The sequence below is a fragment of the Brevibacterium gallinarum genome (assembly GCF_014836885.1).
Taxonomy (GTDB): domain Bacteria; phylum Actinomycetota; class Actinomycetes; order Actinomycetales; family Brevibacteriaceae; genus Brevibacterium; species Brevibacterium gallinarum.
This window is the reverse complement of the sequence record NZ_JACSPY010000003.1, coordinates 122817-148405: the sequence shown is the minus strand read 5'-3', so window position 1 is coordinate 148405 and position 25589 is coordinate 122817. Positions and strand designations below refer to the sequence as shown.

At 67.6% G+C, this 25589-nt stretch carries 22 protein-coding genes; 16 read left to right on the top strand and 6 right to left on the bottom strand.

The window, feature by feature from the left end; genetic code table 11:
• Window positions 1-138: 138 nt before the first annotated feature.
• Both leuS and nadE read left to right on the top strand, forming a co-directional pair.
• Entirely contained in the window at window positions 139-3015 is a 2877-nt protein-coding gene (leuS, locus tag H9634_RS04830) for a leucine--tRNA ligase (protein WP_191725621.1), read from the top strand.
• Window positions 3016-3064: 49 nt separating this feature from the next.
• The gene (gene nadE / locus H9634_RS04825; protein WP_191725620.1) at window positions 3065-3892 is read left to right on the top strand and encodes an ammonia-dependent NAD(+) synthetase; all 828 of its coding nucleotides are present in this window, start codon (window positions 3065-3067) and stop codon (window positions 3890-3892) included.
• A gap of 24 nt (window positions 3893-3916) precedes the next feature.
• Here nadE and H9634_RS04820 read toward each other — a convergent pair whose 3' ends face one another.
• A complete protein-coding gene (locus tag H9634_RS04820; protein ID WP_191725619.1) occupies window positions 3917-4600 on the bottom strand; it encodes a beta-ketoacyl-[acyl-carrier-protein] synthase family protein in 684 nt (227 codons plus the stop codon).
• A 145-nt stretch (window positions 4601-4745) separates the two neighbouring features.
• Here H9634_RS04820 and H9634_RS04815 point away from each other — a divergent pair, with 145 nt between their 5' ends.
• The 5 genes from H9634_RS04815 to holA all read left to right on the top strand — a co-directional run bounded on the left by H9634_RS04815 (window position 4746) and on the right by holA (window position 11242).
• Window positions 4746-6056 carry a UDP-glucose dehydrogenase family protein gene (locus H9634_RS04815; RefSeq protein WP_191725618.1) on the top strand — a complete coding sequence of 437 codons (1311 nt, stop codon included), beginning with the start codon at window positions 4746-4748 and terminating at the stop codon, window positions 6054-6056.
• A complete protein-coding gene (locus tag H9634_RS04810) occupies window positions 6053-6955 on the top strand; it encodes a DegV family protein (RefSeq protein WP_191725617.1) in 903 nt (300 codons plus the stop codon). The genes H9634_RS04815 and H9634_RS04810 overlap by 4 nt, the downstream gene beginning before the upstream one ends.
• Window positions 6956-7057: 102 nt before the next feature.
• Window positions 7058-7963 carry a helix-hairpin-helix domain-containing protein gene (locus H9634_RS04805; RefSeq protein ID WP_207948798.1) on the top strand — a complete coding sequence of 302 codons (906 nt, stop codon included), beginning with the start codon at window positions 7058-7060 and terminating at the stop codon, window positions 7961-7963.
• An 8-nt stretch (window positions 7964-7971) separates the two neighbouring features.
• Window positions 7972-10248 carry a ComEC/Rec2 family competence protein gene (locus tag H9634_RS04800; RefSeq protein WP_318245001.1) on the top strand — a complete coding sequence of 759 codons (2277 nt, stop codon included), beginning with the start codon at window positions 7972-7974 and terminating at the stop codon, window positions 10246-10248.
• A 4-nt stretch (window positions 10249-10252) separates the two neighbouring features.
• Window positions 10253-11242, top strand: a complete 990-nt coding sequence (holA, locus tag H9634_RS04795) for a DNA polymerase III subunit delta (RefSeq protein ID WP_191725615.1) — start codon at window positions 10253-10255, stop codon at window positions 11240-11242.
• A gap of 103 nt (window positions 11243-11345) precedes the next feature.
• On the opposite strand, the gene rpsT is transcribed toward holA, so the two are convergent.
• The 3 genes from rpsT to H9634_RS04780 all read right to left on the bottom strand — a co-directional run bounded on the left by rpsT (window position 11346) and on the right by H9634_RS04780 (window position 13343).
• Entirely contained in the window at window positions 11346-11606 is a 261-nt protein-coding gene (rpsT, locus tag H9634_RS04790; protein WP_191725721.1) for a 30S ribosomal protein S20, read from the bottom strand.
• A gap of 172 nt (window positions 11607-11778) precedes the next feature.
• Complete coding sequence (locus H9634_RS04785; protein WP_191725614.1) at window positions 11779-12501, bottom strand: type II toxin-antitoxin system PemK/MazF family toxin; 723 nt, start codon at window positions 12499-12501, stop codon at window positions 11779-11781.
• A 47-nt stretch (window positions 12502-12548) separates the two neighbouring features.
• Window positions 12549-13343 (bottom strand): endonuclease/exonuclease/phosphatase family protein, encoded by a 795-nt coding sequence (locus tag H9634_RS04780; protein ID WP_191725613.1) that lies wholly within the window; start codon window positions 13341-13343, stop codon window positions 12549-12551.
• A 108-nt stretch (window positions 13344-13451) separates the two neighbouring features.
• Here H9634_RS04780 and lepA point away from each other — a divergent pair, with 108 nt between their 5' ends.
• Both lepA and hemW read left to right on the top strand, forming a co-directional pair.
• Window positions 13452-15314, top strand: coding sequence for a translation elongation factor 4 (gene lepA, locus H9634_RS04775; protein WP_191725612.1), 1863 nt, complete (start codon window positions 13452-13454; stop codon window positions 15312-15314).
• Window position 15315: 1 nt separating this feature from the next.
• Window positions 15316-16545, top strand: a complete 1230-nt coding sequence (hemW, locus tag H9634_RS04770; protein ID WP_191725611.1) for a radical SAM family heme chaperone HemW — start codon at window positions 15316-15318, stop codon at window positions 16543-16545.
• Between the two features lie 396 nt (window positions 16546-16941).
• On the opposite strand, the gene H9634_RS04765 is transcribed toward hemW, so the two are convergent.
• Window positions 16942-17646, bottom strand: coding sequence for a DUF4870 domain-containing protein (locus H9634_RS04765; protein WP_191725610.1), 705 nt, complete (start codon window positions 17644-17646; stop codon window positions 16942-16944).
• Between the two features lie 138 nt (window positions 17647-17784).
• Complete coding sequence (locus H9634_RS04760; protein ID WP_318245000.1) at window positions 17785-18663, bottom strand: DUF3097 domain-containing protein; 879 nt, start codon at window positions 18661-18663, stop codon at window positions 17785-17787.
• A gap of 153 nt (window positions 18664-18816) precedes the next feature.
• Between H9634_RS04760 and hrcA the strand changes: the two genes are divergently transcribed.
• The 7 genes from hrcA to era are packed head-to-tail and all read left to right on the top strand — an operon-like array spanning window position 18817 to window position 25584.
• The gene (gene hrcA, locus H9634_RS04755; protein WP_165882800.1) at window positions 18817-19827 is read left to right on the top strand and encodes a heat-inducible transcriptional repressor HrcA; all 1011 of its coding nucleotides are present in this window, start codon (window positions 18817-18819) and stop codon (window positions 19825-19827) included.
• Between the two features lie 54 nt (window positions 19828-19881).
• The gene (gene dnaJ / locus H9634_RS04750) at window positions 19882-21000 is read left to right on the top strand and encodes a molecular chaperone DnaJ (RefSeq protein ID WP_191725608.1); all 1119 of its coding nucleotides are present in this window, start codon (window positions 19882-19884) and stop codon (window positions 20998-21000) included.
• On the top strand, window positions 20997-21764 hold the full coding sequence (locus H9634_RS04745; protein ID WP_191725607.1) for a 16S rRNA (uracil(1498)-N(3))-methyltransferase: 768 nt from the start codon (window positions 20997-20999) through the stop codon (window positions 21762-21764). Before dnaJ ends, H9634_RS04745 begins: the two co-directional genes overlap by 4 nt.
• A gap of 38 nt (window positions 21765-21802) precedes the next feature.
• The gene (locus tag H9634_RS04740) at window positions 21803-22888 is read left to right on the top strand and encodes a PhoH family protein (RefSeq protein WP_165882803.1); all 1086 of its coding nucleotides are present in this window, start codon (window positions 21803-21805) and stop codon (window positions 22886-22888) included.
• Between the two features lies 1 nt (window position 22889).
• Window positions 22890-23369, top strand: a complete 480-nt coding sequence (gene ybeY, locus H9634_RS04735) for an rRNA maturation RNase YbeY (RefSeq protein WP_165882804.1) — start codon at window positions 22890-22892, stop codon at window positions 23367-23369.
• A gap of 5 nt (window positions 23370-23374) precedes the next feature.
• Window positions 23375-24646 carry a hemolysin family protein gene (locus H9634_RS04730; protein WP_318244999.1) on the top strand — a complete coding sequence of 424 codons (1272 nt, stop codon included), beginning with the start codon at window positions 23375-23377 and terminating at the stop codon, window positions 24644-24646.
• Window positions 24643-25584, top strand: coding sequence for a GTPase Era (era, locus tag H9634_RS04725; protein ID WP_191725606.1), 942 nt, complete (start codon window positions 24643-24645; stop codon window positions 25582-25584). Before H9634_RS04730 ends, era begins: the two co-directional genes overlap by 4 nt.
• Window positions 25585-25589 lie beyond the last annotated feature (5 nt).

Sequence of the window (25589 nt, the reverse complement as noted above, 5' to 3'; positions counted from 1 at the left end):
GCACTCCTCTGCGATGGATGGCTCGAAGCCGCCGGAGAGCGGTGCTGGGACCGTGTGGCACCGGGTGCGGCACGCACGTAGAATGCTTGCATTGCGCCGCTGGCGCCGACCTGCACCCGAACTCCGAAAGGCACATCCATGAGCACCTCCGATTCGCGCTCGAACACCGTCGACTACCGCTACGATGCGGAGCTCGCCGGTCAGCTCGAGGCGAAGTGGCAGGACCGCTGGGAAGCCGAGGAGACCTTCGCCGCGCCGAACCCCGTCGGCGATCTGGCCAGCACGCGCCGCGGCGCCACCGCCGAAGGCAGCGAGACCGCCTACATCATGGACATGTTCCCCTACCCCTCGGGCAAGGGCCTGCACGTCGGGCACCCGCTGGGTTACATCGCCACCGACGTCTACGCCCGCTTCCAGCGGATGAACGGCATGAACGTCATGCACGCCCTCGGCTACGACGCCTTCGGCCTGCCAGCCGAGCAGTTCGCGGTGCAGACCGGAGCGCACCCGAAGGACACCACCGAGGAGAACATCGCAACGTACCGGCGACAGCTGCGCCGGCTGGGCCTCGGCCACGATGCCCGCCGTTCGTTCGCCACGATCGACGACGATTTCGTCAAGTGGACGCAGTGGGTCTTCCTGCAGATCTTCAACTCCTGGTACGACCCCGAGGCCGGAGGCGGGCGCGGTGCCGCCCGCCCGATCAGCGAGCTCATCGCCCAGTTCGAGGCCGGCCGTGACACCGGAACCGGCACCCCGTGGGCACAGCTCTCCGCTGCCGAACGCGAGGACGTGCTGCAGAACCACCGTCTGGCCTACCTGTCGGATTCCCCGGTCAACTGGTGCCCCGGCCTGGGCACCGTGCTGGCCAATGAGGAAGTCACCGCAGAAGGCCGCTCCGAACGCGGCAACTTCCCGGTCTTCACCCGCCGCCTGCGGCAGTGGAACATGCGTATCACCGCCTACGCTGACCGCCTCATCGACGATCTCGACACCGTCGAATGGCCCGAGGCGGTCAAGGCCATGCAGCGCAACTGGATCGGCCGCTCGACCGGTGCACAGATCACCTTCCCAGTCCGAGACGACATCAGCATCGACGTCTACACCACCCGCCCTGACACGATCTTCGGCGCCACCTACCTCGTGCTCAGCCCCGAGCATCCGCTCGTCGAGGCCGTCACCATCGAATCCTGGGACGACTCTGTTCCCGCAGCGTGGCGCGGTGAGGGCAGCACCCCAGCCGAGGCGATCGCCGCCTACCAGCGACAGGCGGCGGCCATGACCTCGGTGCAGCGGCAGGAGAACAAGGACAAGACCGGCGTGTTCACCGGCACCTGGGTGGCCAACCCCGCCACCGGCGAGGACATCCCGGTCTTCGTCGCCGACTACGTCCTCATGGGCTACGGCACCGGCGCGATCATGGGCGTGCCTGCCGAGGATGTCCGCGACTGGGACTTCGCCAAGACCTTCGAACTGCCCTACATCCGCACCGTCCAGCCGGCAGACGACCACGACGAGGACCAGCCATTCACCGGCGAGGGTGTGAAGATCAACTCCGCCAACGACGAGATCGACATCAACGGCGCCGGCGTCGGCGAGGCCAAGGACGCTGTCATCTCCTGGCTGGCCGAACGCGGTCTGGCCGAGGCGACCACGCAGTACCGGCTGCGCGACTGGCTGTTCAGCCGCCAGCGCTACTGGGGCGAGCCGTTCCCGGTCGTCTACGACGAAGCCGGCACCCCGATCCCGCTGCCGGCCGAGCAGCTGCCGGTGACCCTGCCCGAGGTCCCTGACTTCTCGCCGCGCACCTTCGACAGCGATGACGTCGACTCGAAGCCCGAGCCGCCGCTGGGCCGCAACACCGACTGGGTCAATGTCACCCTCGACCTCGGGGACGGGCCGAAGACCTATCGCCGCGAGACCTCCACGATGCCCAACTGGGCCGGCTCCTCGTGGTACCAGCTGCGCTACGCCGACCCCACGAATGAAGAGCAGCTCATCGACCCGGCGAACGAGGAGTACTGGCTGGGCCCGCGAGAGAATGCCGTCTCCGGCGGTGCAGATCTCTACGTGGGCGGAGTCGAGCACGCGGTCCTGCATCTGCTGTACTCGCGCTTCTGGCACAAGGTGCTCCACGACCTCGGGCACCTGAGCTCCTATGAGCCCTTCCACAAGCTCATCAACCAGGGCTACATCCAGGCCTACGCCTACACCGACTCGCGCGGCGTCTACGTGCCCGCCGAAGAGGTCGAAGAGCGACTCGACGACTCCGGTACTGCCACCTACTGGTATGCCGGCGAAGAGGTCAACCGCGAGTACGGCAAGATCGGCAAATCGCTGAAGAACTCCGTCAGCCCCGATGACATCTACGATGCCTACGGTGCCGACACCTTCCGGCTCTACGAGATGTCGATGGGCCCGCTCGAGCTCTCCCGCGCCTGGGAGACCCGTGCCGTAGTCGGCTCGCAGCGGTTCCTGCAGCGCGTGTGGCGCCTCATCGTCGACGAGACCACCGGCGAGCTCGCCGTCGTCGACGACGCTGCGGACCGTGAGACGCTGCGCGTGCTGCACACGACGATCGCCGGTGTGCGCGACGACATGGAGGACATGCGGTTCAACACCGCTGTCGCCAAGCTCATCGTGCTGACGAACCATCTGACGAAGCAGGGCGTGAGCCCGCGGGCGGTGATCGAACCGCTGACGATCATGCTGTCCCCGCTGGCCCCGCACATCGCGGAGGAGATCTGGGAGCGCCTCGGCCACACCGAGACCATCACCTATGAGCCGTTCCCGGTCGCCGACGAGCAGTACCTCGGCCAGGACACTGTGACCTGCGTCGTGCAGATCAAGGGCAAGGTCCGCGACCGGCTCGAGGTCTCGCCCGATATCTCAGCCGAAGAGCTGGAGAAGCTGGCACTGGAGTCCAACGGTGCCAAGCGGACGCTGGCCGGGGCCGGCGTGCGCAAGGTCATCGTGCGTGCACCGAAGCTTGTCAACATCGTCCCGGACAACTGAGCGAGACGCTGATCGAGCTGGTGCCCGGCACCGGCTGGAAAGGGAACCCATGAGCGCACTGTCCGAACGGATCCGGTCGACTCTCAAGGTCAGCCCGGTCATCGACCCGGCGACCGAGATCGGGACCCGCGTGCAGTTCCTCGTCGACTACTGCCTATCGACGGCGACGAAGGGATTCGTGCTCGGCATCTCCGGCGGCCAGGATTCGACGCTGGCCGGCAGGCTCGCCCAACTGGCCGCTGAGCAGCTGCGCCGCAGGGGAGTGGACGCGACGTTCTGCGCCGTCCGCCTGCCCTACCGGGTGCAGCACGACGAAGAGGACGCACAGGCCGCCATGGAGTTCATTCGTCCCGACGTGTCACTGACAGTCGACATCGCCGGCGCCGTCGACGCCACCGTCGAGGCCTTCAATGCGGCTGCCGGTAAGGCGATGACCGACTTCAACAAGGGCAATGTCAAAGCCCGCCAGCGGATGCTCGTGCAGTACGCGATCGCCGCGCAGCGCTCCAGTCTCGTCCTCGGCACCGATCATGCCGCCGAGGCGGTCACCGGCTTCTTCACGAAATTCGGCGACGGTGCCGCTGACGTCACCCCGCTGACCGGGCTGACGAAGGGGCAGGGAGCGGCTCTGCTGCAGCACCTCGAAGCCCCGGAGCGGCTGTGGCAGAAGGTCCCGACCGCCGACCTGCTCGATGAGACCCCGGGCAGCACCGACGAGGATGCGCTCGGTGTCAGCTACGCCGACATCGACGCCTACCTCGAAGGCCGGGAGGTCTCCCCGGCGGCAGCTGAGCGGATCGAGGACCTGTTCCTGGCCAGCGAGCACAAGCGCCGGATGCCGGTCGCCCCGGCAGACGGCTGGTGGATCCGCCACTGACTCACACGGTGCGGGTCTCAAGCCTCACACGGTGCGGGTCTCCAGCGCTGTGCGCTCGAAATCGCGCAGGCTGTTGAGGAACGCGTCCATGCTCTGTTCGCCTGCATCGCGGGCGGCGCTGAACTCGTGCCAGCCGCCTTCGCGGATGTCGCCGGGCTTGATCTCCAGTGCGGCGTCGGGAATGTAGGTCTCCTCGGCCACCCATGAGTCGAAGCTCTTGCCGGCGCGGTAGACGTCCATGAATGCGGCGTGCATGCTCTGCTGTTCAAAGCTGGTCTTCTTGAACTCGTCGAGGAACGTGCGCAGCGGCTCCATCAGCTGCGGGTCGAGGGTGCTGAATCCGTTGGCCAGCCGCATATGCTGCACGAGTCCGGCATCCTTGGGGAACAGCTCCAGGACTCGCTTGGCCCGCGTCGTGTCAGCAGCTTCGTCCTCGTCCTCTTCGATTGGGCTCAGCCCGACCGAAGCGAAGGTCTTCGAAGCGTCGGCGATCTCGGCGTTGAGCCGGTCGATGCGCTGCTGGTCCTGCCACCACTTGACCCCGATGAACAGCAGGCAGACGGCCACCAGGAGGACGGTCACAATCCCGATCACCCAGGCCGCGCTGTGCAGGGGCGGAATGAGGAACAGCACCAGGCTGATGACGAGCACGCCGGCGGCCGCAGCGGCGGCGGGCGTATTGAGGAGGAAATCACCGAATCGCTTCACCGCTCCAGGGTATCGAATTCCTGCTTTCAGACGGGGAACATCTATGCTGTGAACGGAAGAAGATCGGTCGGTTCAGCATACTCACGGCGGCCACCCTGCCAGTTCACTGACCGGTCGTGCGACAAGCAGTGAGGAACACACCACGATGGCGAAGATCTCGGTGATCGGCTGTGGATATCTGGGAGCCGTTCACGCTGCGGCCATGGCATCGCTGGGCCACGACGTCGTCGGCATCGATGTCGACGAACGCAAGATCGACTCCCTTCGCCGGGCCGAGGCACCCTTCTTCGAGCCGGGACTGGAAGACCTGCTCGCCCGGGCGCAGACCAGCGACAACCTCGCCTTCACCACCGACGTCGCCGAGGCCGCGGGCGCCGATGTGCACTTCATCTGCGTCGGCACCCCGCAGCGGAAGGGCGAGTTCGCAGCCGACATGACGTATGTCGACGCCGCTGTCGCGGCCCTGCTGCCGCACCTGAACGACACCGATCTCGTCGTCGGTAAGTCCACAGTCCCGGTCGGCACCGCCGCCAGGCTGGCCGAACAGGTCACAGGCACCGGTGCAGCCCTGGCCTGGAACCCGGAATTCCTGCGAGAAGGGCATGCTGTCGAGGACACCGTCTCACCTGACCGGCTGATCTACGGCGTACCCGAGGGCGAAGCCGGCGCACGCGCCACCGAGGTCCTCGACGACGTATACGCCTCGATCGTCGATTCCGGCACCCCGCGCCTGGTGATGGACTACGCGACCGCAGAGCTCGTCAAGACCGCTGCGAACTCCTTCCTGGCCACGAAGATCTCCTTCATCAACGCCATGGCCGAACTCTGCGAGGCGGCCGGTGCCGACGTCACCCAGCTCGCTGACGCGATCGGCATGGACGACCGGATCGGGCGCAAATTCCTCAACGCCGGCCTCGGCTTCGGCGGCGGCTGCCTGCCCAAGGACATCCGAGCCTTCATGGCCCGGGCCGGAGAGCTCGGCGCTGATCAGGCCGTTGCGTTCCTGCGTGAGATCGACTCCATCAATATGCGCCGCCGCGTGCGCATGGTCGACCTCGCCCGGGAAGTCGTCGACGGTTCCTTCATCGGCAAGCGCATCACGATCCTCGGCGCTGCGTTCAAGCCGAACTCCGACGACGTCCGCGACTCCCCGGCGCTGGCCGTCGCCGGTCTCATCGCCCTGCAGGGTGCCGTCGTGACGGTCGCCGACCCGCAGGCGGTCGACAATGCCCGGGCGATGTTCCCCGACCTCGAATACGAAACCGATCTCAAGACCGCGCTCACCGGCGCTGATGCGGTGCTGCTGCTGACCGAATGGCAGGAGTACCGCAGCCTCGACCCGGCGGAGAGCGCCGCGCTGGTCAGGCAGCAGGCGATCGTCGACGGCCGCAACGTCCTCGACCCGGTTGTCTGGCGTGAGGCCGGCTGGACGTATCGGGCACTGGGCCGGCCATGACGACTCTGGCTGTCATCTGCGACTCCACCGCGAACATCGACGCCGACACCGTCGCGGCATACTCCGAGCGCCTCGGCGGGTTGTTCGCCACCGTCGACCTCAGTGTCACGATTGGGGGTGACTCGCGGGCGGACAGCGAGTGGACCGCCACCGAGGTCTGCGCCGGGATGGCATCAGGCCTGTCGGTCACGACGTCTCTGGCCAGTCCCGAGCAGTTCAGCACCGTGATCTCGGACATGGCCGAGGCCGGTGCCGAAGCGGTGCTCGTGCTGACGATGTCAGCCCTGCTGTCAGGCACGCACTCCTCAGCCCAGCAGGCAGCAGATGAGGCACCTGTGCCCGTGCACGTCGTCGACACCCAGCTGACGTCGGCCGGCATGGCCGGCGCTGTGGCGCTTGCCGTCGCCGGTGCCCAACGTCAGGTTCCCGTCGAGAGCCTGGCAGGAGAGGTCACCGACTGGTGCCGTTCCGAGACGCGCACGTTCTTCATGCCCGACTCGCTGGAATACCTGCGCCGCGGCGGCCGGATCGGAGCCGCATCAACGCTGGTCGGCAGAGCCCTGTCGATCACACCCGTGCTCGGTCTGCGCGAGGGAACGGTGACGCCGCTGGCCCGCGTGCGCACCCGTGCGCGGGCCGTCGACCGGGTCATCAGCCTCGTGACCGAATCGGCCTACGAGTTCAGTGAGCTCTACCCCGAACGCGGGCAGGAAGTGGTCCTGCTCCACGCCGAGGCCACCTTCGACGACGCCTCCGAGACTGCCCACCGTCTCGCCGCTGCCGTGCAGGAAGCTGACCTTCCGGCGGGTACACAGTTCCGCCAGGCGGTGCTCTCCACGGTCGTGACCGCGCATGTCGGTCCGGGCAGCACCGGACTGGTTGTCCAGACCACTCCCTAGCGCAGCTCACACCGGCGCCCTGGGCATTGTGGACGCCGCGCGGCGTCCACACCCTGCCGCGAATCCGGTTCGCAGAACAGCGAGCGCGCTTAGCGTGCGCGTATGGCTCCATCACCGGATGACCGGCTGGCAGATATGCTCACCCGGTCCGCACAGCACGGCTGGACACCCAGCACCAGCCTCGCTTCCCGGGACCGCCCGCTGCGCCACCGGTGGCCCCTGAGGCCTCCGGCAGATGTCACCGCCCAGGCTGAGGCCGAGGACGACGACGCGGCCGACGAAGACACGGCCGACGATGCCGAGATCCTGGCGCTCCTGCCGGGCAACCGGCCGATTCCACGCCGGTGGATCATCGTGGCCATCGTCGTCATCACCGTCGTGGGAATCGCGGGCTTCGTCCTGCTGCGCAACCCCACCGCACCTGAACCCAGCACCGGCGTTGAACCACCGACAGCGCAACCGCAGAGCCCCGACGGTGCTGGGGAGTCAAGCGCTGCCGACGCTCCCGTGCAGGTGGGCGCCGACGCCGAGGAGGTCACCGCCCATGTCGTCGGCGCTGTCGCTGAACCTGGGGTCGTGAGGCTCCAGGGAGGCGCCCGGGTCATCGACGCAATCGAGGCCGCCGGGGGCCTGAGCCCAGATGCCCAGCCCGAGGGCGTGAATCTCGCCCGCCTCGTCGAGGATGGAGAGCAGATCATCGTGCCCGACCGCCACAGCCCACCAGCCGCGCAGCACCATGAAGCCGGTGGCCAGGACGCTGGTCAGTCTGCCAGCAGCGGAGCGGGATCCGACCCGGCGGGACCGCAGGCGAATGCGAAAGTGAACATCAACCGGGCCACCGCAGCAGAGCTCGAGACGCTGCCCGGAGTCGGCCCTGCCACCGCCCAGGCCATCATCACGCATCGTGAGGAGCACGGGCCCTTCGGCTCAGTCGAGGATCTGGTGCTCGTCCACGGCATCGGAGATGCGACGCTGGCGCGGCTGCGCGAGCACATCACAGTCGGATGAGCCCGCAGGTGCACCGGCACAGCCGAATCCGCCGACTGCTGTCGGCCGCCGCAGCCCATCTCCGGGCACAGGTGCTGCATCGAGCCGGACTGCACCGCCTGCTCGGCGCCGCCGTCTTCGGATGGCTCGCCGCCTCCGGCCTGCTGCCCGCCGACGTCACCGCGACGGTCGGCTTAGGTCTCACCTGCGGTTCTGCCGTCGTGCTCATGAGCCAGCGCACCACAGGCAGCGGACGGTCCCAGCTGACCGGCTGGCTGCTGAGCACGGCACTGCTCGCTGGGGCGGTCTGCGCGCTCATCGGGGCCGCCCGCCTCGCACAGCCGACGGAGACGACGCTCTACAGCGGTCCGGCCCTCATCGCCGCTGAGTCCCACGCAACCGGCTCCGGCAGCTATCGCACGCAGATCCGCACCCGGTTCGGGCCTGCCACAGCGATCAGCCCCACTCCGCTGCCAGCCGCAGGCACCCAGACGACCGTGCGGGCCGAGCTTGAGATCAGCGGCTCCCAGACCATTGCCTTTATCCGCGGAAGCCCGGAGATTCGCACACCGCCAGGACCCGTCTGGCAGCTGCGCGCCCGCATGCGCAGCTTTCTTGCCGGCACGGCTGGAACCGCGCACGACGGAGCCCGGCTGCTGCCCGGCCTCGTCATCGGCGACGTCTCGCACGTCGGAGATGACCTCACCGAGGCGATGCGCACCGTCTCGCTCAGCCACGTCACTGCAGTCTCAGGGGCGAACATCACGATCGTCTCACTCGCGGTGCTCTGGGTGACCGGCTTCGCGGTGCGGTTGCGGGTGGTGCGCATCATCCTCGCGGCTGCCGCCACCGCAGGCTACGTGTTCATCGTCGGTCCTGAACCCTCAGTGACCAGGGCTGCGGCCATGGGCCTGGTCGGAGCGATGGCGATGCTGCGCGGAACCCGAACGGCGAGCCTGGCGCTGCTGGCCGCCGGCATCATCGTCGTGCTGGTCTACCAGCCGGGGCTGTCAGGCTCAGTGGGATTCCACCTCTCCGTCAGCGCCACAGCTGCCCTCATCATCCTGGGCCGGCCGTTGAGTGACCGCCTTGCATCCTGGGGGCTGCCCCGGGCGGTGGCAACGGCGCTCGCGGTGCCGTTGAGCGCCCAGGCCGGTGTCACACCGGTGCTGCTGGGCATCGACGGCACCATCTCTGCGTGGTCGGTGCCAGCCAATGCGCTCGCCGCACCAGCAGTCGCACCCGCCACGCTGCTCGGAATGGGCGTGCTTGTCTGCAGTCTGCTGCCGGGCGGCAGCTGGATCGGCAGCATCATCGTGGCACCGGCGAACTGGAGTGCCTGGTGGATCGCCCGCCTGGCGCGGGTATTCGCCGACCTGCCAGCTTCCGAGCTGCCGTGGCCGGCAGGCCTGCTGGGCGTCGGGCTCAGCTGCGTCATCCTGGCAGGACTCTGCCTCGTCGTGCTCGAATACCGCATCCTCCGCCGGGTCGGTGCCGGCCTGCTCGTCGCCGCGCTGACTGCCGGGCTCCTCGTTCCCGGTGTCCGGCTTCCAGTCGATGCGGACTGGGCAGCGATGTTCTGCGATGTGGGCCAGGGCAGTGCCACCCTCATCAGCCTGCCGGGTGACGATGTGTTCGTCATCGACACCGGTGACAACGACGAGCTCATCGACATCTGCCTCGACCGGACCGGTGACCAGCGGGTGCACCTGCTGATCTCCCACTTCGACGCCGATCACTTCGCAGGCTACGCCGGCACCGGGTTCGGCCGGGAGATTGCGACCGTGTACTTTCCTGCCGGAGCGGGACGCGACCCGGCTCTGGCGGAGATCGCCCGAGCCTTCCCGGATGCGCCGCGCATCCCGGTCAGTGCGGGACAGCGATTCCAATTCGGCACCGTGGATTGGACGATCCTATGGCCGCCGGCAACCACTGGTCCGGCACATGGCGACGAGAACAGCCGCTCGGCTGTCGTGCACATTCAGGCCGGCGCGCTGAGCGTCATCGTCCCTGGTGACATCGGCGCAGAGGAACAGCGACAGCTGGCGACGATGATGAAGCCGGCCGACGTGCTCGCCGCACCGCATCACGGTTCCGCCGACCTGGATGAGACGTACTTCGACGCTGCCGATGCCGGACTCGGCGTCATCTCCGTGGGAGCGGCCAACCCCTACGGCCATCCGACCACCCGAGCGCTGGCGGCCTTCGGAGCCAGCCCGGTGCTGCGCACCGACGAATGCGGTTCGATCGTCATCGATGCACACCGACGGGTCAGCTCACGCTGTCCGAGCTTCGTACTAGGGTAGAGGCGTGGCAGCGAAGAAGAAGTCCCTCATCCCGTACAACCGGGCCAAGCCCGCCCCGGTCGTCGTGATCTCCGGGCCCGAAGCGGTGCTCATCCGCAAAGCCCAGGACCGGATCGTGGCCGCCTGCCAGAAGGCCGCTGATCTCGAGACCTCCTATCTCGATGCCGCCGGATACGAACCGGGATCCCTCGAACTGGTGGCCGGTGCCAGCCTGTTCTCCGAACGCAAACTCGTCATCGTCGACGGTGTGGCGCAGATGAACGACGCCTTCCTCGCCGACGCCCTCGACTACGTCGCAGAGGTCAACGAAGACGCCGTTCTCGTGCTCAAACATGCGGGAGGCAATCGCGGCTCCAAGCTGCTGACCGCCATCGACAAGGCCGGCTACCCGCGCGTCGACGCGCAGGCACTCAAGAGCGAGGGCGACAAGCAGGCGTTCGCCCAGCAGCAGTTCGCCGCCGCCAAACGCGAGATCTCATCCGGTGCGCTCGCCGCCCTCATGGACGCGCTGGGAGCCGACCTCTCCGAACTCAACGCCGGCATCGAACAGCTGCTGGCCGATACCGAGGGGCCGATCACCGAACAGACCGTCGACGCCTACTACGGGGGCCGGGTCGAAGCGACCGGATTCAAAGTCGCCGATGCCGCCGTCGCCGGGCGGACGGCAGAGTCGCTGACCCTGCTGCGCCACGCCCTGGCCACCGGCACAGACCCGGTACCGCTGGTCGCAGCGATCGCGATGAAGGTGCGCAATATGGCCCGTGTCGAAGGCATCTCCGGCAGCTCGCAGCAGCTGGCCTCTGAGCTGAAGATGGCGCCCTGGCAGGTCGATCGGGCCAGGCGTGAGATGCGCTCCTGGAACGATGTCGCACTCGGACGCGTCCTCATCGAAGTCGCCGAAGCCGACTACGCGGTCAAGGGCGGCGGCCGTGACCCCGTCTTCGCGCTCGAGCGGCTCGTGACCTTCATCTGCCAGCAGTCGCGGGTGCGCTGAGCCGCCCCGATCCCGGCCGGGGCAGCAGCGAAGGCCCAGGCACACGAATGAGGGCCGGGGATCCGAATCGGATCCCCGGCCCTCAGCCAGTGCGGTCAGCGCATCAGAGCGCGTTGACCTTCTTGGCAAGCTTCGACTTGCGGTTGGCCGCGTTGTTGCGGTGCAGCACACCCTTCGACACAGCCTTGTCCAGCTTGCGGGAAGCCTTCTGGAAGGCGGCCTTCGCTTCATCAGCGTTGCCGGCCTCGACATGCTCGCGCACGGCGCGCACAGCGGTCTTCACCTCGGTGCGCACAATTCGGTTGCGCTGGCGAGCCTTCTCGTTCGTCAGGTTCCGCTTGATCTGAGACTTGATGTTTGCCAAATCCAACACTCTTTCGTGTTCGTCACTGTTCATGGTCGTGAGGGCTGCTCACTGCTCGCCACAGCACTGCGGGGAAACACAGAGGCTGTCAGAGCCGCGAGTGTACATTCACCCGACCACTGGTGAGACACACACCAACGGTGAACATACAGCGACCGATTCTACACGAGCACTAGGCGTTTCGCACTTCGTCGACGACGCGGGAGAACAGCCCCATCGGCATGATCGCGCCCTCCCGGCGCACCGCACCGTCTTCGATCCGCACGATCCTGTCGAGCCGGATCTCCGAGGGCCGGCCCGCGTCGTCCCACTCACCGGTTCCGATGTTGATGTAGCGGGCATGTTCGGTCTCATGGACGTCACCGACCGCACCGGGAACGTTGTCCTTGCTGGTGAGCATGAGCCCGAGCAGCCACCGGCCCTCCCGGCCGATGATGAGCACCGGACGGTCCTTGCCCTTGGACGGATCCTCTTCATAGGGCACCCACGCCCACACGATCTCACCCGGATCAGCATCGCCGTCGAGATCGGGGGTGTAGACCGGCCGGATCGGGCCGGTGTAGTCACCGGGGTACCCGCCGGAGGGCCGGCGCGGGAAGCTCTGCTTGGGCCGCTGCCGCTGTGCCTTCGCAGCAGGTGCGTATTCGCTGCGCGAGTCGCTGCCCTTCTTCTTCCGTTCCCGAGGTGCCTGGTGGCGCTCCCGGCGGGCACGGTCGGTGCGTTCGGCGCGGCTCGAATCGCGGTACTCCCGCAGCACGGTGGCCGGTTCCTTACCGCCGATGACGTCGCCGATCGCCTGGCGCGTGCGCGGATCGGCCAGTTTGCGGCTGACGAAGCCGACTCCACCGCGCACTCCACGGTTGACGGCCCGGCGGGCAAGTCCCTTGAAATCCATGCCCACAGCCTAGCGAACTCACACCGCGACAGGTGGGCGTCTGTCCCTCACACGCAGTGCTGCAGGAGGGCTTGGAGTGGGAAATGGTCGGAGGGGTACTGTACGCCGCGGCCGAAGATGTTGACACCGGTTGCGCAGGTGCGCAGGCCAGCAGTGTGCAGAATCCAGTCCATGTGCTGCCCGTCGCGGCGCGGACCGCGGTAGCCGTGGAACGTGTTGATCTCACACGTCTCCGACGGGCAGGAGACCACCGCATCGGTCAGCAGCCCGGAATCCATCAGGGTGCGGTAGACGGCCCGGTCCTTATAGGCGTTGAAGTCGCCGATGAGCACCGCATCCGTTCCCGCCTCCCGGATCTTCTCCAGGATGAGAGCTGCGGAGCTGACCTGGGCGTGATCGGACCGATGGTCGAGGTGGACGTTGATGAATCGCAGCGGAGTGCGCGTGCGTGTGTCGACGGCATCGACGACGGTCATCGTGCGCGGATAGCGGGCACCCCACGATTTCGAACCGGGTACATGCGGTCGCTCAGACAGCCATGACACGTCCTGGTGGGTGATCTCCAGGCGCCGCGAATCGTAGATGACGGCAGTGAACTCGCCGGCATCGCCGCCTTCGCGTCCCTCGCCGAGCCACTGATAGTGATCCGGCAGCGCATCGATGAGCCCGGTGAGCTGGCGCAGCATCCCCTCCTGGGTGCCGATGAGGTGTGGGCGCTCCTGCCGGATGACCGCTGCCGCCTGCGGCAGCCGCCTGCGCCACGGCTGCCCGTCGAGGGCCGGATAGCGCAGGTTGAAGGACATGACTGAAAGCTGGTCAGGATCGCGAGGACGCAGAAGCATGGCCTCATTCTACGAACCGGCCACCACCGCCTGAGGTGAGTTCGGTGCCAGGCACACGGTCATGGAACAATGGAGGTTCGCTCGTACACGAAAGGGACGTCGACGTTCATGGCACCACAGGTCAGTGATGACGCCGCAGCACGCATCCAGGTAGCGGCGACCCCGCAGGAGCTCATCCGCAACTTCTGCATCATCGCCCACATCGATCACGGCAAATCGACACTGGCCGACCGGATGCTGCAGATCACCGGGGTGGTGCAGCCGCGCGATATGCGCGCCCAGTACCTCGACCGGATGGACATCGAACGCGAACGCGGCATCACCATCAAGTCCCAGGCTGTGCGCATGCCGTGGGAGGTCGACGGCTCACCCTACGCCCTCAACATGATCGACACGCCCGGCCACGTCGACTTCACCTACGAGGTGTCCCGCTCGCTGGCCGCCTGCGAAGGCGCGCTGCTGCTCGTCGACGCCGCCCAGGGCATCGAAGCCCAGACGCTGGCGAACCTGTACCTGGCGATGGAGAACGACCTCACGATCATCCCGGTGCTCAACAAGATCGACCTGCCGGCCGCCCAGCCGGACAAGTACGCCGACGAGCTCGCCGGTCTCATCGGCTGTGAGCCCGAGGACTGCCTGCTCGTCTCCGGCAAGACCGGCGAAGGCGTCGAGGAGGTCCTCGACCGCATCATCACCGATATTCCCGCTCCGGAAGGCGATCCGGACGGTCCGGCCCGGGCGATGATCTTCGACTCCGTCTACGACACCTACCGCGGTGTCGTGACCTACGTCCGCGTCGTCGACGGCAGCCTGCGCCCGCGCGACAAGATCGAGATGATCTCCACACACGCCACCCACGAGCTGCTGGAGATCGGCGTGTCCTCACCGGAGCCGCACCCGTCGAAGGGCCTGCGGGCAGGTGAGGTCGGTTACCTCATCACCGGCGTCAAGGACGTCCGGCAGTCCCGTGTCGGCGACACCGTCACCACCGCCCACAATGCCGCAACCGAACCGCTTGCCGGGTACCAGGATCCCAAGCCGATGGTGTTCTCCGGGCTGTTCCCGATCGACGGATCCCAGTACCCGGATCTGCGTGAGGCACTCGACAAGCTCAAGCTCAACGACGCCGCTCTCACATACGAGCCGGAGACCTCTGCGGCGCTCGGCTTCGGCTTCCGCTGCGGCTTCCTCGGCCTGCTGCACCTGGAGATCGTGCGCGAGCGCCTCGAACGCGAATTCGACCTCGACCTCATCTCGACCGCACCCTCCGTCGTGTACGAAGTGCGGATGGAAGACGGCACCGAGCACACCGTGACGAACCCCTCGGAGTACCCGGAGGGCAAGATCGCCGAGGTGCACGAGCCGATGGTGCGCGCCACCGTGCTGACCCCCAGCGACTTCGTCGGCCCGGTCATGGAACTGTGTCAGGCCAAACGCGGGCAGATGAACGGCATGGACTACCTGTCCGAGGATCGCGTCGAGCTGCGCTACCGGATTCCGCTCGGTGAGATCGTCTTCGACTTCTTCGACCAGCTCAAATCCCGCACGAAGGGCTACGCGTCGCTGGACTACGAGCCCGACGGCCAGCAGGCCGCCAACCTCGTCAAGGTCGACATCCTGCTGCACGGCGACACCGTTGATGCGTTCTCGGCGATCGTCCACCGCGATGAGGCGTACAGCTATGGCGTGAAGATGGCCTCGAAGCTCAAGGAGTTGATCCCGCGCCAGCAGTTCGAGGTGCCGGTCCAGGCCGCGATCGGCTCGCGGGTCATCGCCCGTGAGACGATCCGGGCGATCCGGAAGGATGTGCTCTCGAAGTGCTACGGCGGCGACATCAGCCGTAAGCGTAAGCTGCTGGAGAAGCAGAAGGAAGGCAAGAAGCGGATGAAGATGGTCGGCACTGTCGAGGTGCCCCAGGACGCGTTCATCGCCGCGCTGTCGTCGGACACCGAGAGCGCGAAGAAGAACTGATATGCCCGCCCAGCCAGCCGGCGAGCCGGCGCCGCTGGACGGCAGCCTGCCCGCCAGCGCGGCCGTCGGCGCAGCCGACCGGGGCCTGAGCCTCTACGTCCACGTCCCGTACTGCCGCGTGAGGTGTGGCTACTGCGACTTCAACACCTATACCGCTGATCAGCTCGGCCCCGGTGCCTCCCGCAGCGACTACCGGCCGATGCTGGCAGCCGAACTCGACGTCGCCGCCGACTCGATGCGCCGGGCCGGGTTCCCCGCCCGGGAGGTCTCGACCGTGTTCTTCGGCGGGGGCACTCCGACGCTGCTGGACGCCGAGGTGCTGGCCGGGGTGCTCGACGATCTACGCGCCCGCTTCCCGCTTGCCGCCGATGCGGAGGTCACGACCGAAGCGAATCCCGACACGCTGAACCCGCAGTACCTGGCTGTGCTCGCCAAGTCTGGCTTCACACGGGTGTCGCTGGGCATGCAGTCGGCCGTGCCCGAGGTGCTGGCCACCCTGGATCGGACTCATGACGCCTCCCGCATCCCGCAGGTCGTGGCCTGGGTCAAAGACGCCGGCCTGCAGGTCAGCCTCGACCTCATCTACGGCACGCCAGGGGAGAGCCTCGACGATTGGCGAACCTCCCTGGAGCAGGCGATCGCCTGCGCACCGGATCACATCTCCGCCTATTCCCTCATCATCGAAGACGGCACCAGGATGGCAGCCCAGATCCGCCGCGGTCAGCTGCCGATGCCCTCCGACGACGACGCCGCTGACAAGTACGAACTCGCCGATGCGCTGCTGAGCCGGGCCGGCTACCAGTGGTATGAGGTGAGCAACTATTCGACCGGGCCGGAGACCCGGTGCCGGCACAACCTCGCCTACTGGCGCGGCGACGACTGGTGGGGATTCGGGCCGGGAGCCCACTCCCACCTCGGGGGCGTGCGGATGTGGAATGCCAAGCATCCCCGGGCGTGGGCTGATCGCCTGAACGCCGGGCACAGTCCGGTCATCGGCCGTGAGGTGCTCGATGTTCCGGTGCGGGAGCTGGAGCGGATCATGCTGACCGCACGGCTGCGCGATGAGCTGCAGATCGCGAGCCTGCCGGCAGCGGCGCAGCTGGAGGCCGCCGAATTCGCTCGCGTCGGAATGCTCGATCCGGCGGAGTATGAGCGCGGCATCTTCAGCCCGACGCTGCGCGGACGGCTGCTGTGCGATCTCATGGTCCGCCGCATGACCGACGCTCTCTGACGGCGCCCCTCTGACCCGCCGCAGGCCTCACCTTTGACCCCGCGGGCGTCCGCACTGAGTCGCCGCGGGCGTTCGCACTGAGCCGCAACCCGCAGGCACACGGCTGCGGGTTGATGCTCAGAATATGTGCATGGGTTCGGCATGTCAGTGGTGTCTGTCGCGTCGTCATGTCGGATTTAGCCGGGGGTCAGCGGCTGTGGTGAGGGCGGTGGTGCACGTCGAGTACTGCATCGACGAGTCTGCCTGTGGTACGTAGCGATGTCCGGCCGTCCACCGCGCATCCGTAGAGGTCAGGCGGCCAGGACTGGAGCGCGCACACTGCCGCTGCAGCAGCCGCCGGGGATGCGAAGAGGCCGGCCCCAGCGGGACCGGCCTCAGCACTGCACGAAGCTCAGCTCACTTGACCATGTCGATGGTGAGCGGGATGCGGTAGCCCTCACCGTTGCTGCCACGCACCGCGGCGATGATCTCGAAGACCAGGAGCGCGATCGACGGGACGAAGAGCAGGCCGAAGATGATTGCGCCGAAGCCCAGCGTCACAATCGTGATGATCGTGAAGACGATCGACAGACCGATCATGTAGATCATGTACGACAGGCTGGCGTTGAGCAGCTGCCGGGCGTGGTCGCGGATGAAGGCGCTGCGGTCCTTGTAGACGAGGAACAGGATGAGCGGCATGATGAAGCCGATGAGCAGCGAGCCGACAGCGTTCCACATCGCCATCTGGCGCTCCTCCGCATCGGCATGCCAGTAGCCTGCCGAACCCTGCTGGTAGGCGCCTTCCGGGTGGGGGCCGCGCAGCGGTACGCCGGCCAGGGTCGAACCGCCGATCGGCTGGCCGTTCGGGGCCGTCGGCCGCTGCTGCTGAGGACCCGGCTGACCGTAAGCACCGGGCTGACCGTAGGCACCCGCCTGGGCGCCGTAGCCACCAGGCTGCTGATAACCGCCCGGCTGCGAACCGGGTCCCGGCTGGGAGCCGTATCCGGGCTGGCCTGCTGGCTGGGAGCCGTACCCTGGCTGGCCTGTGGGCTGCGATCCGTATCCGGGCTGACCGCTGGGCTGCGAGCCGTAGCCGCCTTGGGGATTGTATTTGGAGCTCATGGCTGTCCTTTCAGAGAAGTGTTCTGCGCTCTACGGTAGTCGAGGTGCGCGCGTGCCGTCACAGCACGATGATGCAGTCCTGCCACACGGATACGGCGCGCGGATGCGGCAACAGTCTGACATAGGTGCCGTGCTCGCTCACACCTGCCCGTAGAGGTGGTCGACGGTGACGAAGTCGATGAGCTCCTCAACCCGGCCCGACAGGGTCGGTTCGACGTCGGCGATCGTCGTCACCGAGCGCAGAATCCGCTGCCAGCCCAGGGCGATGTCGCGCTGATCTCGGGCCGGCCAGCCGAGCCGTCGCAGCGTCCCGACCTTGAAGTCCTCACCGCGCGGGACCTGGGGCCACGCCCGAATCCCGACAGCGGCCGGCTTCACTGCCTGCCAGATGTCGATATAGGGGTGGCCGATGATGTGCACGACCCCGGCGAAGCGCGCATCGGCAAGCACCGCCGCAGCGATGCGGGATTCCTTGGTGCCGGTGACGAGGTGATCGGCGAGCACCCCGACGCGATGCCGCCGGTCGGGTCCGAATTCGGCGAGCTTGTCGGCCAGCAGATCGAGACCGCCGAGCGGTTCGACGACGACACCCTCACCGCGCAGGTCATCGCCCCAGATCTTCTCCACCAGCTCAGCGTCGTGCTTGCCTTCGACCCAGATGCGGGAGCCGCGGGCGACCCGTGCCAGCTGGCCGGACCGGGCCACCGAGCCCGAGGCGGTGCGCGCCGGGGCGGCCGGGCGGCTGGCCTGCGGGCGGGTGATCGTCACCGGTCTGCCGTCGACCCAGTATCCCGGGCCCAAGGGGGCGAGCCGGGTGCGTCCGTGGCGGTCCTCCAGACGCATGACGTAGCCGGCGGTGGTCTTCTCCAGCCCGGTGATCGCCCCGACATATCCGGTCTCGACGTCCTCGACGACAAGCCCGCGCTGGGCGGGCACCTCAGCGGAGCGTGGTCGGCGGTGGGCGCGCGGGGAGGAGCCGGCGAGCACATCGGCTCCGTAGGGATCGTAGAAAGTCACATGACAAGGGTACGTGCGCCTGTTCGGTGTGGCCCTGTTTGGGCTGACCATCGGCGAGGCGTACACTTGATTGGCACTCGCATTGACTGAGTGCCAGCTCGCGTGGGTGCGGGCGTGTGGGCCGGACACGAGTGAGGAGGAGGTCGAGGCCACGTGAACGATGATCGCCGGACGCGCGTGCTGCGCGCCATCGTCGAAGACTATGTCGCGACCAACGAGCCGGTCGGTTCGAAGGCGCTCGTCGAACGCCACCAGCTCGGTGTGTCCTCAGCGACCATCCGCAACGACATGGCTGCGCTCGAAAGCGAAGGCCTCATCGCTCAGCCCCACACCTCGGCCGGGCGGGTGCCCACCGACAAGGGCTACCGGCGCTTCGTCGACCGGATCGACGAGGTCAAGCCGCTTTCGGCAGCCGAGAAGCGGGCGATCGCCCGGATCCTCGAAGAGCCCCTCGACATCGACGAGATGCTCGAGCGCACCGTCAGGCTGCTGGCCGGCCTGACCCAGCAGGTCGCCGTCGTGCAGTACCCGATCGCCCGGCAGACCCGGGTGCGCCACGTCGAGCTCGTCTCGATCGCCTCCCACCGGCTGCTCGTCGTGCTCATCAGCGACGCTGGGCAGGTCGAACAGCGCCTCATCGACGCCGGCAGCGAACTGACCGACGAGGAGGTCGCCAGCCTCCGTGACCGGATCAGCGCCGCTGTGCACAACGTGCGGATGGACGCCGTCAAGCAGGCCTGTGAGCGCATCGAGGTTCCACCGGAGCATCAGCATGCCGCCCGCGCCGTGGCCACCGCCCTGACCAGCCTCAGCCAGGTCGGCCGCCAGGACCGGCTCGTGATGGCCGGCACCGCCAACCTCGCCCGCTCGGCCCGTGAGCTCGGCGCCCACATCGGCCCGCTGCTCGAAGCCTTCGAAGAACAGGTCGTGCTGCTCAAGCTGCTCACCTCGATCGCCGCGGAGACCGACGAGGTCAGCGTGCGCATCGGCAGTGAGAACACCGTCGAGTCCTTCTCGTCGACCTCGGTCGTGGCCACCAGCTACGGGGCGCAGGACTCCGCGGCCAGCCTGGCGGTGCTCGGCCCGACCCGCATGGACTACCCGACGACGATGGCCGCAGTGCGAGCTGTGGCGAAGTACGTCTCGGTCATCCTCAACGACTGACCGGACCACCAGACAACCGACCCGCGAATCGCCTCAACCGATCAAAGGACGAACGTGACCAACCACTATGAAACGCTCGGCGTGCCGAAGGACGCCTCGACGGCCGACATCAAGAAGGCCTACCGCAAGCTGGCGCGCGAGCTCCATCCCGACGTCAATCCCGGCCGCGAGGACGAGTTCAAGCAGGTCGCAGTCGCCTATGAGGTGCTGTCGGATCCGGAGAAGCGCCGCAACTACGACATGGGCGGCTCAGAGTACGGTCAGGGCTTCGGCGGGGCGAACTTCGGCGGGTTCTCCGACCTGTTCGAGACGTTCTTCGGCGGCGGCATGGGCGGTTCGCCCCAGCAGCCGGCCTCGCGCAAGCGCCGCGGCAAGGACGCGCTCATCAGCATCGAGATCGACCTTCAGACCGCGGCCTTCGGCGGCACCGAGGAGATCGACATCGCCACCGCCGAGGTGTGCGAGACCTGCCAGGGTGAGGGCAGCCGGCCCGGCACCTCGGTCGAGACCTGCTCGCTGTGCCACGGCACCGGCTCGGTGCAGCAGATGACCCGCACCCTGCTCGGGCAGATGGTGACGAACCAGACCTGCAACAACTGCGGTGGCTACGGCACCCGCATCACCGACCCGTGCACCTCCTGCCACGGCGACGGACGCGTGCGCGTCGAACGCACGCTGAGCTTCCGGATCCCGGCCGGGGTGTCGACCGGCACCCGGATCCAGCTCGCCGGCCGCGGCGAGGTCGGACCCGGCGGAGGGCCTCCCGGTGACCTGTTCATCGAGGTCACCGTCCGCGAGCACGCCTCCTTCGAACGCGACGGCGACAATCTGCGCTGCACCATCGAGGTGCCGATGACCGCCGCCGCCCTCGGAGCGAGTGTCACGCTCGACACCTTCGACGGCACTCAGGACATCGAGATCCCCGCCGGCACCCAGTCGGGCACCACCCAGAAGCTCGCCGGCCTCGGCGCCAAGCGGCTGCGCCACCAGAGCCGCGGCGATCTCATCATCACGATCAACGTCGCCACCCCGAAGAAGCTCGACGCCAAGCAGACCGAGCTGCTCGAAGAGCTCGCCCGGCTGCGCAATGAGACCCAGCCGGAGGCCACCGTCGGCAAGGCCGACGAACGCAGCGCCTTCCGCCGGTTCCGCGAGAGGTTCGCCGGGCGATGACCCTGCCGGTCTTCATCGACCCGGACATCACCCACCCCGGCGAGCACGGTGAGCTCACCGCACCCGCGGCGGTGGCCCATCATGTCGTCACCGTCCGCCGGATGCAGCCAGGCGACGAGCTGCAGCTCAGCGACGGTGCCGGTCTGCGCATCACCGGCAGCATCACCTCCGCCGCCCGCGACGGGCTGCGCGTGGCGATCAGCGACGTCACCGTCGAAGACCCGGCGTCGCCGCAGCTCGTGCTCGTCCAGGCCCTGGCGAAATCCGGCCGCGACCTCGCCGCCGTCGAAGCGGCCGTGGAGGTCGGCGTCGATGCCGTCATCCCGTGGGAGGCGCAGCGCTCGATCGTCCGATGGCCGGCGGCCAAAGCCGGCAAATCGATCGCCAAATGGCGCCACACCTCGGCGGCGGCTGCCGAACAGTCCCGCCGCGCCTTCGTCCCCGCCATCGGCGATCTCGTCCGCGGCAGCGGACTGGCGCGCGCATTCACGGACTCCGATGCCGTCTTCGTGCTGCACGAAGACGCCAGCCAGCCGCTGACCGCGCAGCTGCGCACGCTGGCCGACCGCCTGGCAGCGGCACCGAACGGCATCGAACGGATCGTGCTCGTCGTCGGACCCGAGGGCGGGATCTCCGAAGCCGAGATCAGCGCACTCACCGCAGCCGGCGCACAGACGGCGGTGCTCGGTGCCAGCGTGCTGCGCGCCTCGACCGCCGGGCCGGTCGCCCTCGGACTCTGCCAGGCAGCCCTCGGCCGCTGGTGAGGCCAGGCGGGCCGGGCACCGACGCGCTAGAGTTGCCCATGAGACGCCGCACGCCAGACCACCCCGCACACAACCTGAGAAGAGGACCTGAGCTGGAGCCCCAGAACACACCGGCACCCGAAGACACGCGCGAGGCCGCGACAGCGCACACCCGCGTCCACCTGACGATTCCGGAGAACATCGACCCGGTCGCCCTGTTCGGGCCCGCCGAGGTGAATCTGCGCACCCTTGAGGAACTCGCCCCCGACGTCGACATCCACTGCCGGCAGCACGAGATGACGCTCTCAGGCCCCGAAGCAGCCGTCGGCTCGCTTGTGACGACGATCGGCGAGCTCAAGGCGCTCGCAGCCGCCGGTCACATCATCGAACCCGATGCGGTGCGCCGGGTGCACACGATGGAGCCGGAAGCCGGCAGCCCGGCCCGCGTGCTGAGCGAGAACATCCTGTCCTCCCGCGGACGCACCGTACGCCCCAAGACCTACGGCCAGCACCAGTACGTCGCCGCGATCCGCTCGCACACCATCACCTTCGGGCTCGGCCCGGCCGGCACGGGCAAGACCTACCTGGCGATGGCGATGGCAGTCAACGCGCTGCAGAACAAGGCCGTCTCGCGCATCATCCTCACCCGCCCGGCCGTCGAAGCAGGGGAGAACCTCGGGTTCCTGCCCGGCACCCTCGACGAGAAGATCGACCCCTATGTGCGCCCGCTCTACGACGCGCTGCACGACATGATCGAACCCGACCGGATCAAGATGCTGCTCGACTCCGGCACCATCGAGGTCGCCCCGCTGGCCTATATGCGCGGCCGCACGCTCAACGACTCCTTCATCATCCTCGACGAAGCGCAGAACACGACATTCGAGCAGATGAAGATGTTCCTCACCCGGCTGGGCTTCGGCTCCCGGATGGTCGTCACCGGCGACACCAGCCAGGTCGACCTGCCCGGAGCCGCACGCAGCGGGCTCGTGCTCGCCCAGGACATCCTCGGCCACGTCGACGACATCCAGTTCTGCCGCCTGACGAGCAAGGACGTCGTCCGTCACGACCTCGTCTCCGCGATCGTCGACGCCTACGACCTGTGGTCCGGGCGCGAATCCGGCCCCGCGAGCCAGAAGGGACGCTGAGATGGCCATCGACATCGGCAACGAGACCCCAGCCGACATCGACCTGCCGGAAGTCGTTGCGCTGGCCGAGCACGTGCTCGAGCGCATGCACATCAACCCCGCAGCCGAGGTGTTCATCCGGTTCATCGACGAGGCGGCGATGACCGAGCTGCATCTGCGCTGGATGAACCTCGACGGCCCGACTGACGTCATGTCCTTCCCGATGGATGAACTCAAACCCGGCCAGGACGAAGCCGGGATGCTCGGCGACATCGTCATCTGCCCCAGCGTGGCCGCCGAGCAGGCCGCAGCCGCCGGACATTCGCTCAGCGACGAGATCCTGCTGCTCACCGCCCACGGCCTGCTCCACCTCATGGGCTACGACCACCACGAGCCCGAGGAGAAGGAAGAGATGTTCGGCCTGCAGCGCCACCTGCTGCTGACGTGGTTCGCCGAGCGCGAGCCCGGCCGCACGACGATCCCCGAGCCGACTGAGGACTGAGCACCGTGCCGATCCTCGCCTTCATGCTCCTCGGCCTCATCTGCATCGCCTTCGCCGCCGTGCTGGCAGCAGCCGATGCCGCGATCTCTAACGTCTCCCACCACGAGATCTCCGACGCCGCCGCGGATGGCACCCGCGGCGGCAGCACCGCCGCTGCGATCCTGGCCGACCTGCCCACCCACATCAACGTGCTGACCTTCGTCCGCCAGTTCTTCGAGGCGCTTGCGACGATCTTCATCGCCGTCGGCTACTACCACGTCTTCGGCATCAGCTGGCAGCTCATCCTCGCCTCTGTCATCACCGCCTCGATCGCGGTCTTCGTCGTCGCCGGCGTGTCCCCGCGGACCATCGGCCGGCGCCGGTCGCTGAAGGTCAGCCTGCTGACCAGCTGGCTGGTCGCCGGGCTGCGCCGCGCACTCGGACCGGTGGCGCGCATCCTCGTGTGGCTGGGCAATGTGCTCACCCCCGACAAGGTCTTCCGCGACGGCCCGTTCGTGACAGAAGGGCAGCTGCGCGACCTCGTCGAGCGCGCCTCGGCTGTCGACGTCATCGAAGACGAAGAGCGCGACATGATCGAATCGGTGTTCAACCTCGCCGACACCCGCGTGTACAAGGTGATGGTCCCGCGCACCGACATCGTCGCCATCGACTCCGACGAGCCGCTGGTCAAGGCGATGGCGCTATTCCTGCGCTCGGGTTTCAGCCGCGTGCCGGTGATCGACGACGACCTCGACGACGTGCGCGGAGTGGTCTACCTCAAGGACGTCGCCCGCCGCCTGCACCTGCACCCCGAAGACGCCGAGGCCCCGGTGTCCGAGCACTGCCGGCCGGTCGTGTTCGTACCCGAGACCAAACCGGTCGATGAGCTGATGCGAGAGATGCAGCTGGCGAGCAACCACGTCGCGCTGGCCGTCGACGAATACGGCGGCACCGCCGGGCTCATCACGATGGAGGACATCGTCGAGGAGATCGTCGGTGAGATCGAAGACGAGTATGATGCCGCCGAGGACGATATCGTCGAAACCGCGCCAGGGGAGTACCTGGTGAGCACCCGCACACAGATCGACGATCTCGCCGAGTTCTTCGACACCCGCATCGAAGATGAGGACGTGACAACCGTCGGCGGGCTGCTGTCGAAGGAGATCGACCGTGTGCCGATCGCCGGGGCGCATGCGACGATCTCCGGACTGCACATCGAAGCCATGCCCGGCCAGGGCCGCCGCCACCGCATCACCCACGTGCGTGTGCGGCGGGAACGAGAGACTGAGGACGTATGACCGACCTGTTCCGCACCGATCTGCCCGAGGGATACCGCGCCGGCTTCGCTTGCCTCGTCGGCCGCCCGAACACCGGCAAGTCCACCCTGACCAATGCGCTGGTCGGCTCGAAGATCGCGATCACCTCGGCGAAGCCCCAGACCACCCGGCACACGATCCGCGGCATCGTCCACCGCGACGACCACCAGCTCGTCCTCGTCGACACCCCCGGTCTGCACCGGCCGCGCACGCTGCTCGGTGCCCGCCTCAACGACCTCGTCGCAGCAACCCTGAGCGAAGTCGACGTCATCGGCTTCTGCCTGCCGGCCAACGAGCGCATCGGCCCAGGCGACCGCTACATCGCCGAACAGCTGCAGATGGTCTCCGAACGCACCCCTGTCGTGGCACTGGTGACGAAGACCGACCTCGTCGACCGCGAACGGCTGACCGAGGCGCTCATCGCCGTCGAGCAGCTCGGCGACTTCGCCGACATCGTCCCGGTCTCCGCCCGCGACGGCTTCCAGGTCGACACCGTCGACGCAGTGCTGAGCAAGCACCTGCCCGAATCCCCGCCGCTGTACCCCGACGGAGAGATCACCGACGAACCGGAGACGGTGCTTGTGGCCGAACTCGTCCGCGAGGCGGCCCTGGAAGGCGTACGCGACGAGCTGCCGCACTCCCTGGCCGTCCAGGTCGAGGAGATGCGCCCGCGCGAAGACCGGCCGGAGGACAAGCCGCTGTGGGACGTGCACGTCAACCTGTTCGTCGAGCGCCCCAGCCAGAAGGCGATCGTTATCGGCCGCAAGGGAGCACGCCTCAAGGAGATCGGCACGACGGCCCGCAAGAACATCGAAGCCATCCTCGGCACACCGATCTACCTCGACCTGCACGTCAAGGTCGCCAAGGACTGGCAGCGCGACCCCAAACAGCTCGGCCGCCTCGGCTTCGACTTCTCCTGACGCAC

Excerpts from the sequence above, each read along its gene's own strand:
- leuS (WP_191725621.1), top strand. The coding sequence starts at position 139 with ATGAGCACCTCCGATTCGCGCTCGAACACCGTCGACTACCGCTACGAT.
- nadE (WP_191725620.1), top strand. The coding sequence starts at position 3,065 with ATGAGCGCACTGTCCGAACGGATCCGGTCGACTCTCAAGGTCAGCCCG.
- H9634_RS04815 (WP_191725618.1), top strand. The coding sequence starts at position 4,746 with ATGGCGAAGATCTCGGTGATCGGCTGTGGATATCTGGGAGCCGTTCAC.
- H9634_RS04810 (WP_191725617.1), top strand. The coding sequence starts at position 6,053 with ATGACGACTCTGGCTGTCATCTGCGACTCCACCGCGAACATCGACGCC.
- H9634_RS04805 (WP_207948798.1), top strand. The coding sequence starts at position 7,058 with ATGGCTCCATCACCGGATGACCGGCTGGCAGATATGCTCACCCGGTCC.
- H9634_RS04785 (WP_191725614.1), bottom strand. The coding sequence starts at position 12,501 with ATGGATTTCAAGGGACTTGCCCGCCGGGCCGTCAACCGTGGAGTGCGC.
- H9634_RS04780 (WP_191725613.1), bottom strand. The coding sequence starts at position 13,343 with ATGCTTCTGCGTCCTCGCGATCCTGACCAGCTTTCAGTCATGTCCTTC.
- lepA (WP_191725612.1), top strand. The coding sequence starts at position 13,452 with ATGGCACCACAGGTCAGTGATGACGCCGCAGCACGCATCCAGGTAGCG.
- hemW (WP_191725611.1), top strand. The coding sequence starts at position 15,316 with ATGCCCGCCCAGCCAGCCGGCGAGCCGGCGCCGCTGGACGGCAGCCTG.
- H9634_RS04765 (WP_191725610.1), bottom strand. The coding sequence starts at position 17,646 with ATGAGCTCCAAATACAATCCCCAAGGCGGCTACGGCTCGCAGCCCAGC.
- H9634_RS04745 (WP_191725607.1), top strand. The coding sequence starts at position 20,997 with ATGACCCTGCCGGTCTTCATCGACCCGGACATCACCCACCCCGGCGAG.
- H9634_RS04740 (WP_165882803.1), top strand. The coding sequence starts at position 21,803 with ATGAGACGCCGCACGCCAGACCACCCCGCACACAACCTGAGAAGAGGA.
- ybeY (WP_165882804.1), top strand. The coding sequence starts at position 22,890 with ATGGCCATCGACATCGGCAACGAGACCCCAGCCGACATCGACCTGCCG.
- era (WP_191725606.1), top strand. The coding sequence starts at position 24,643 with ATGACCGACCTGTTCCGCACCGATCTGCCCGAGGGATACCGCGCCGGC.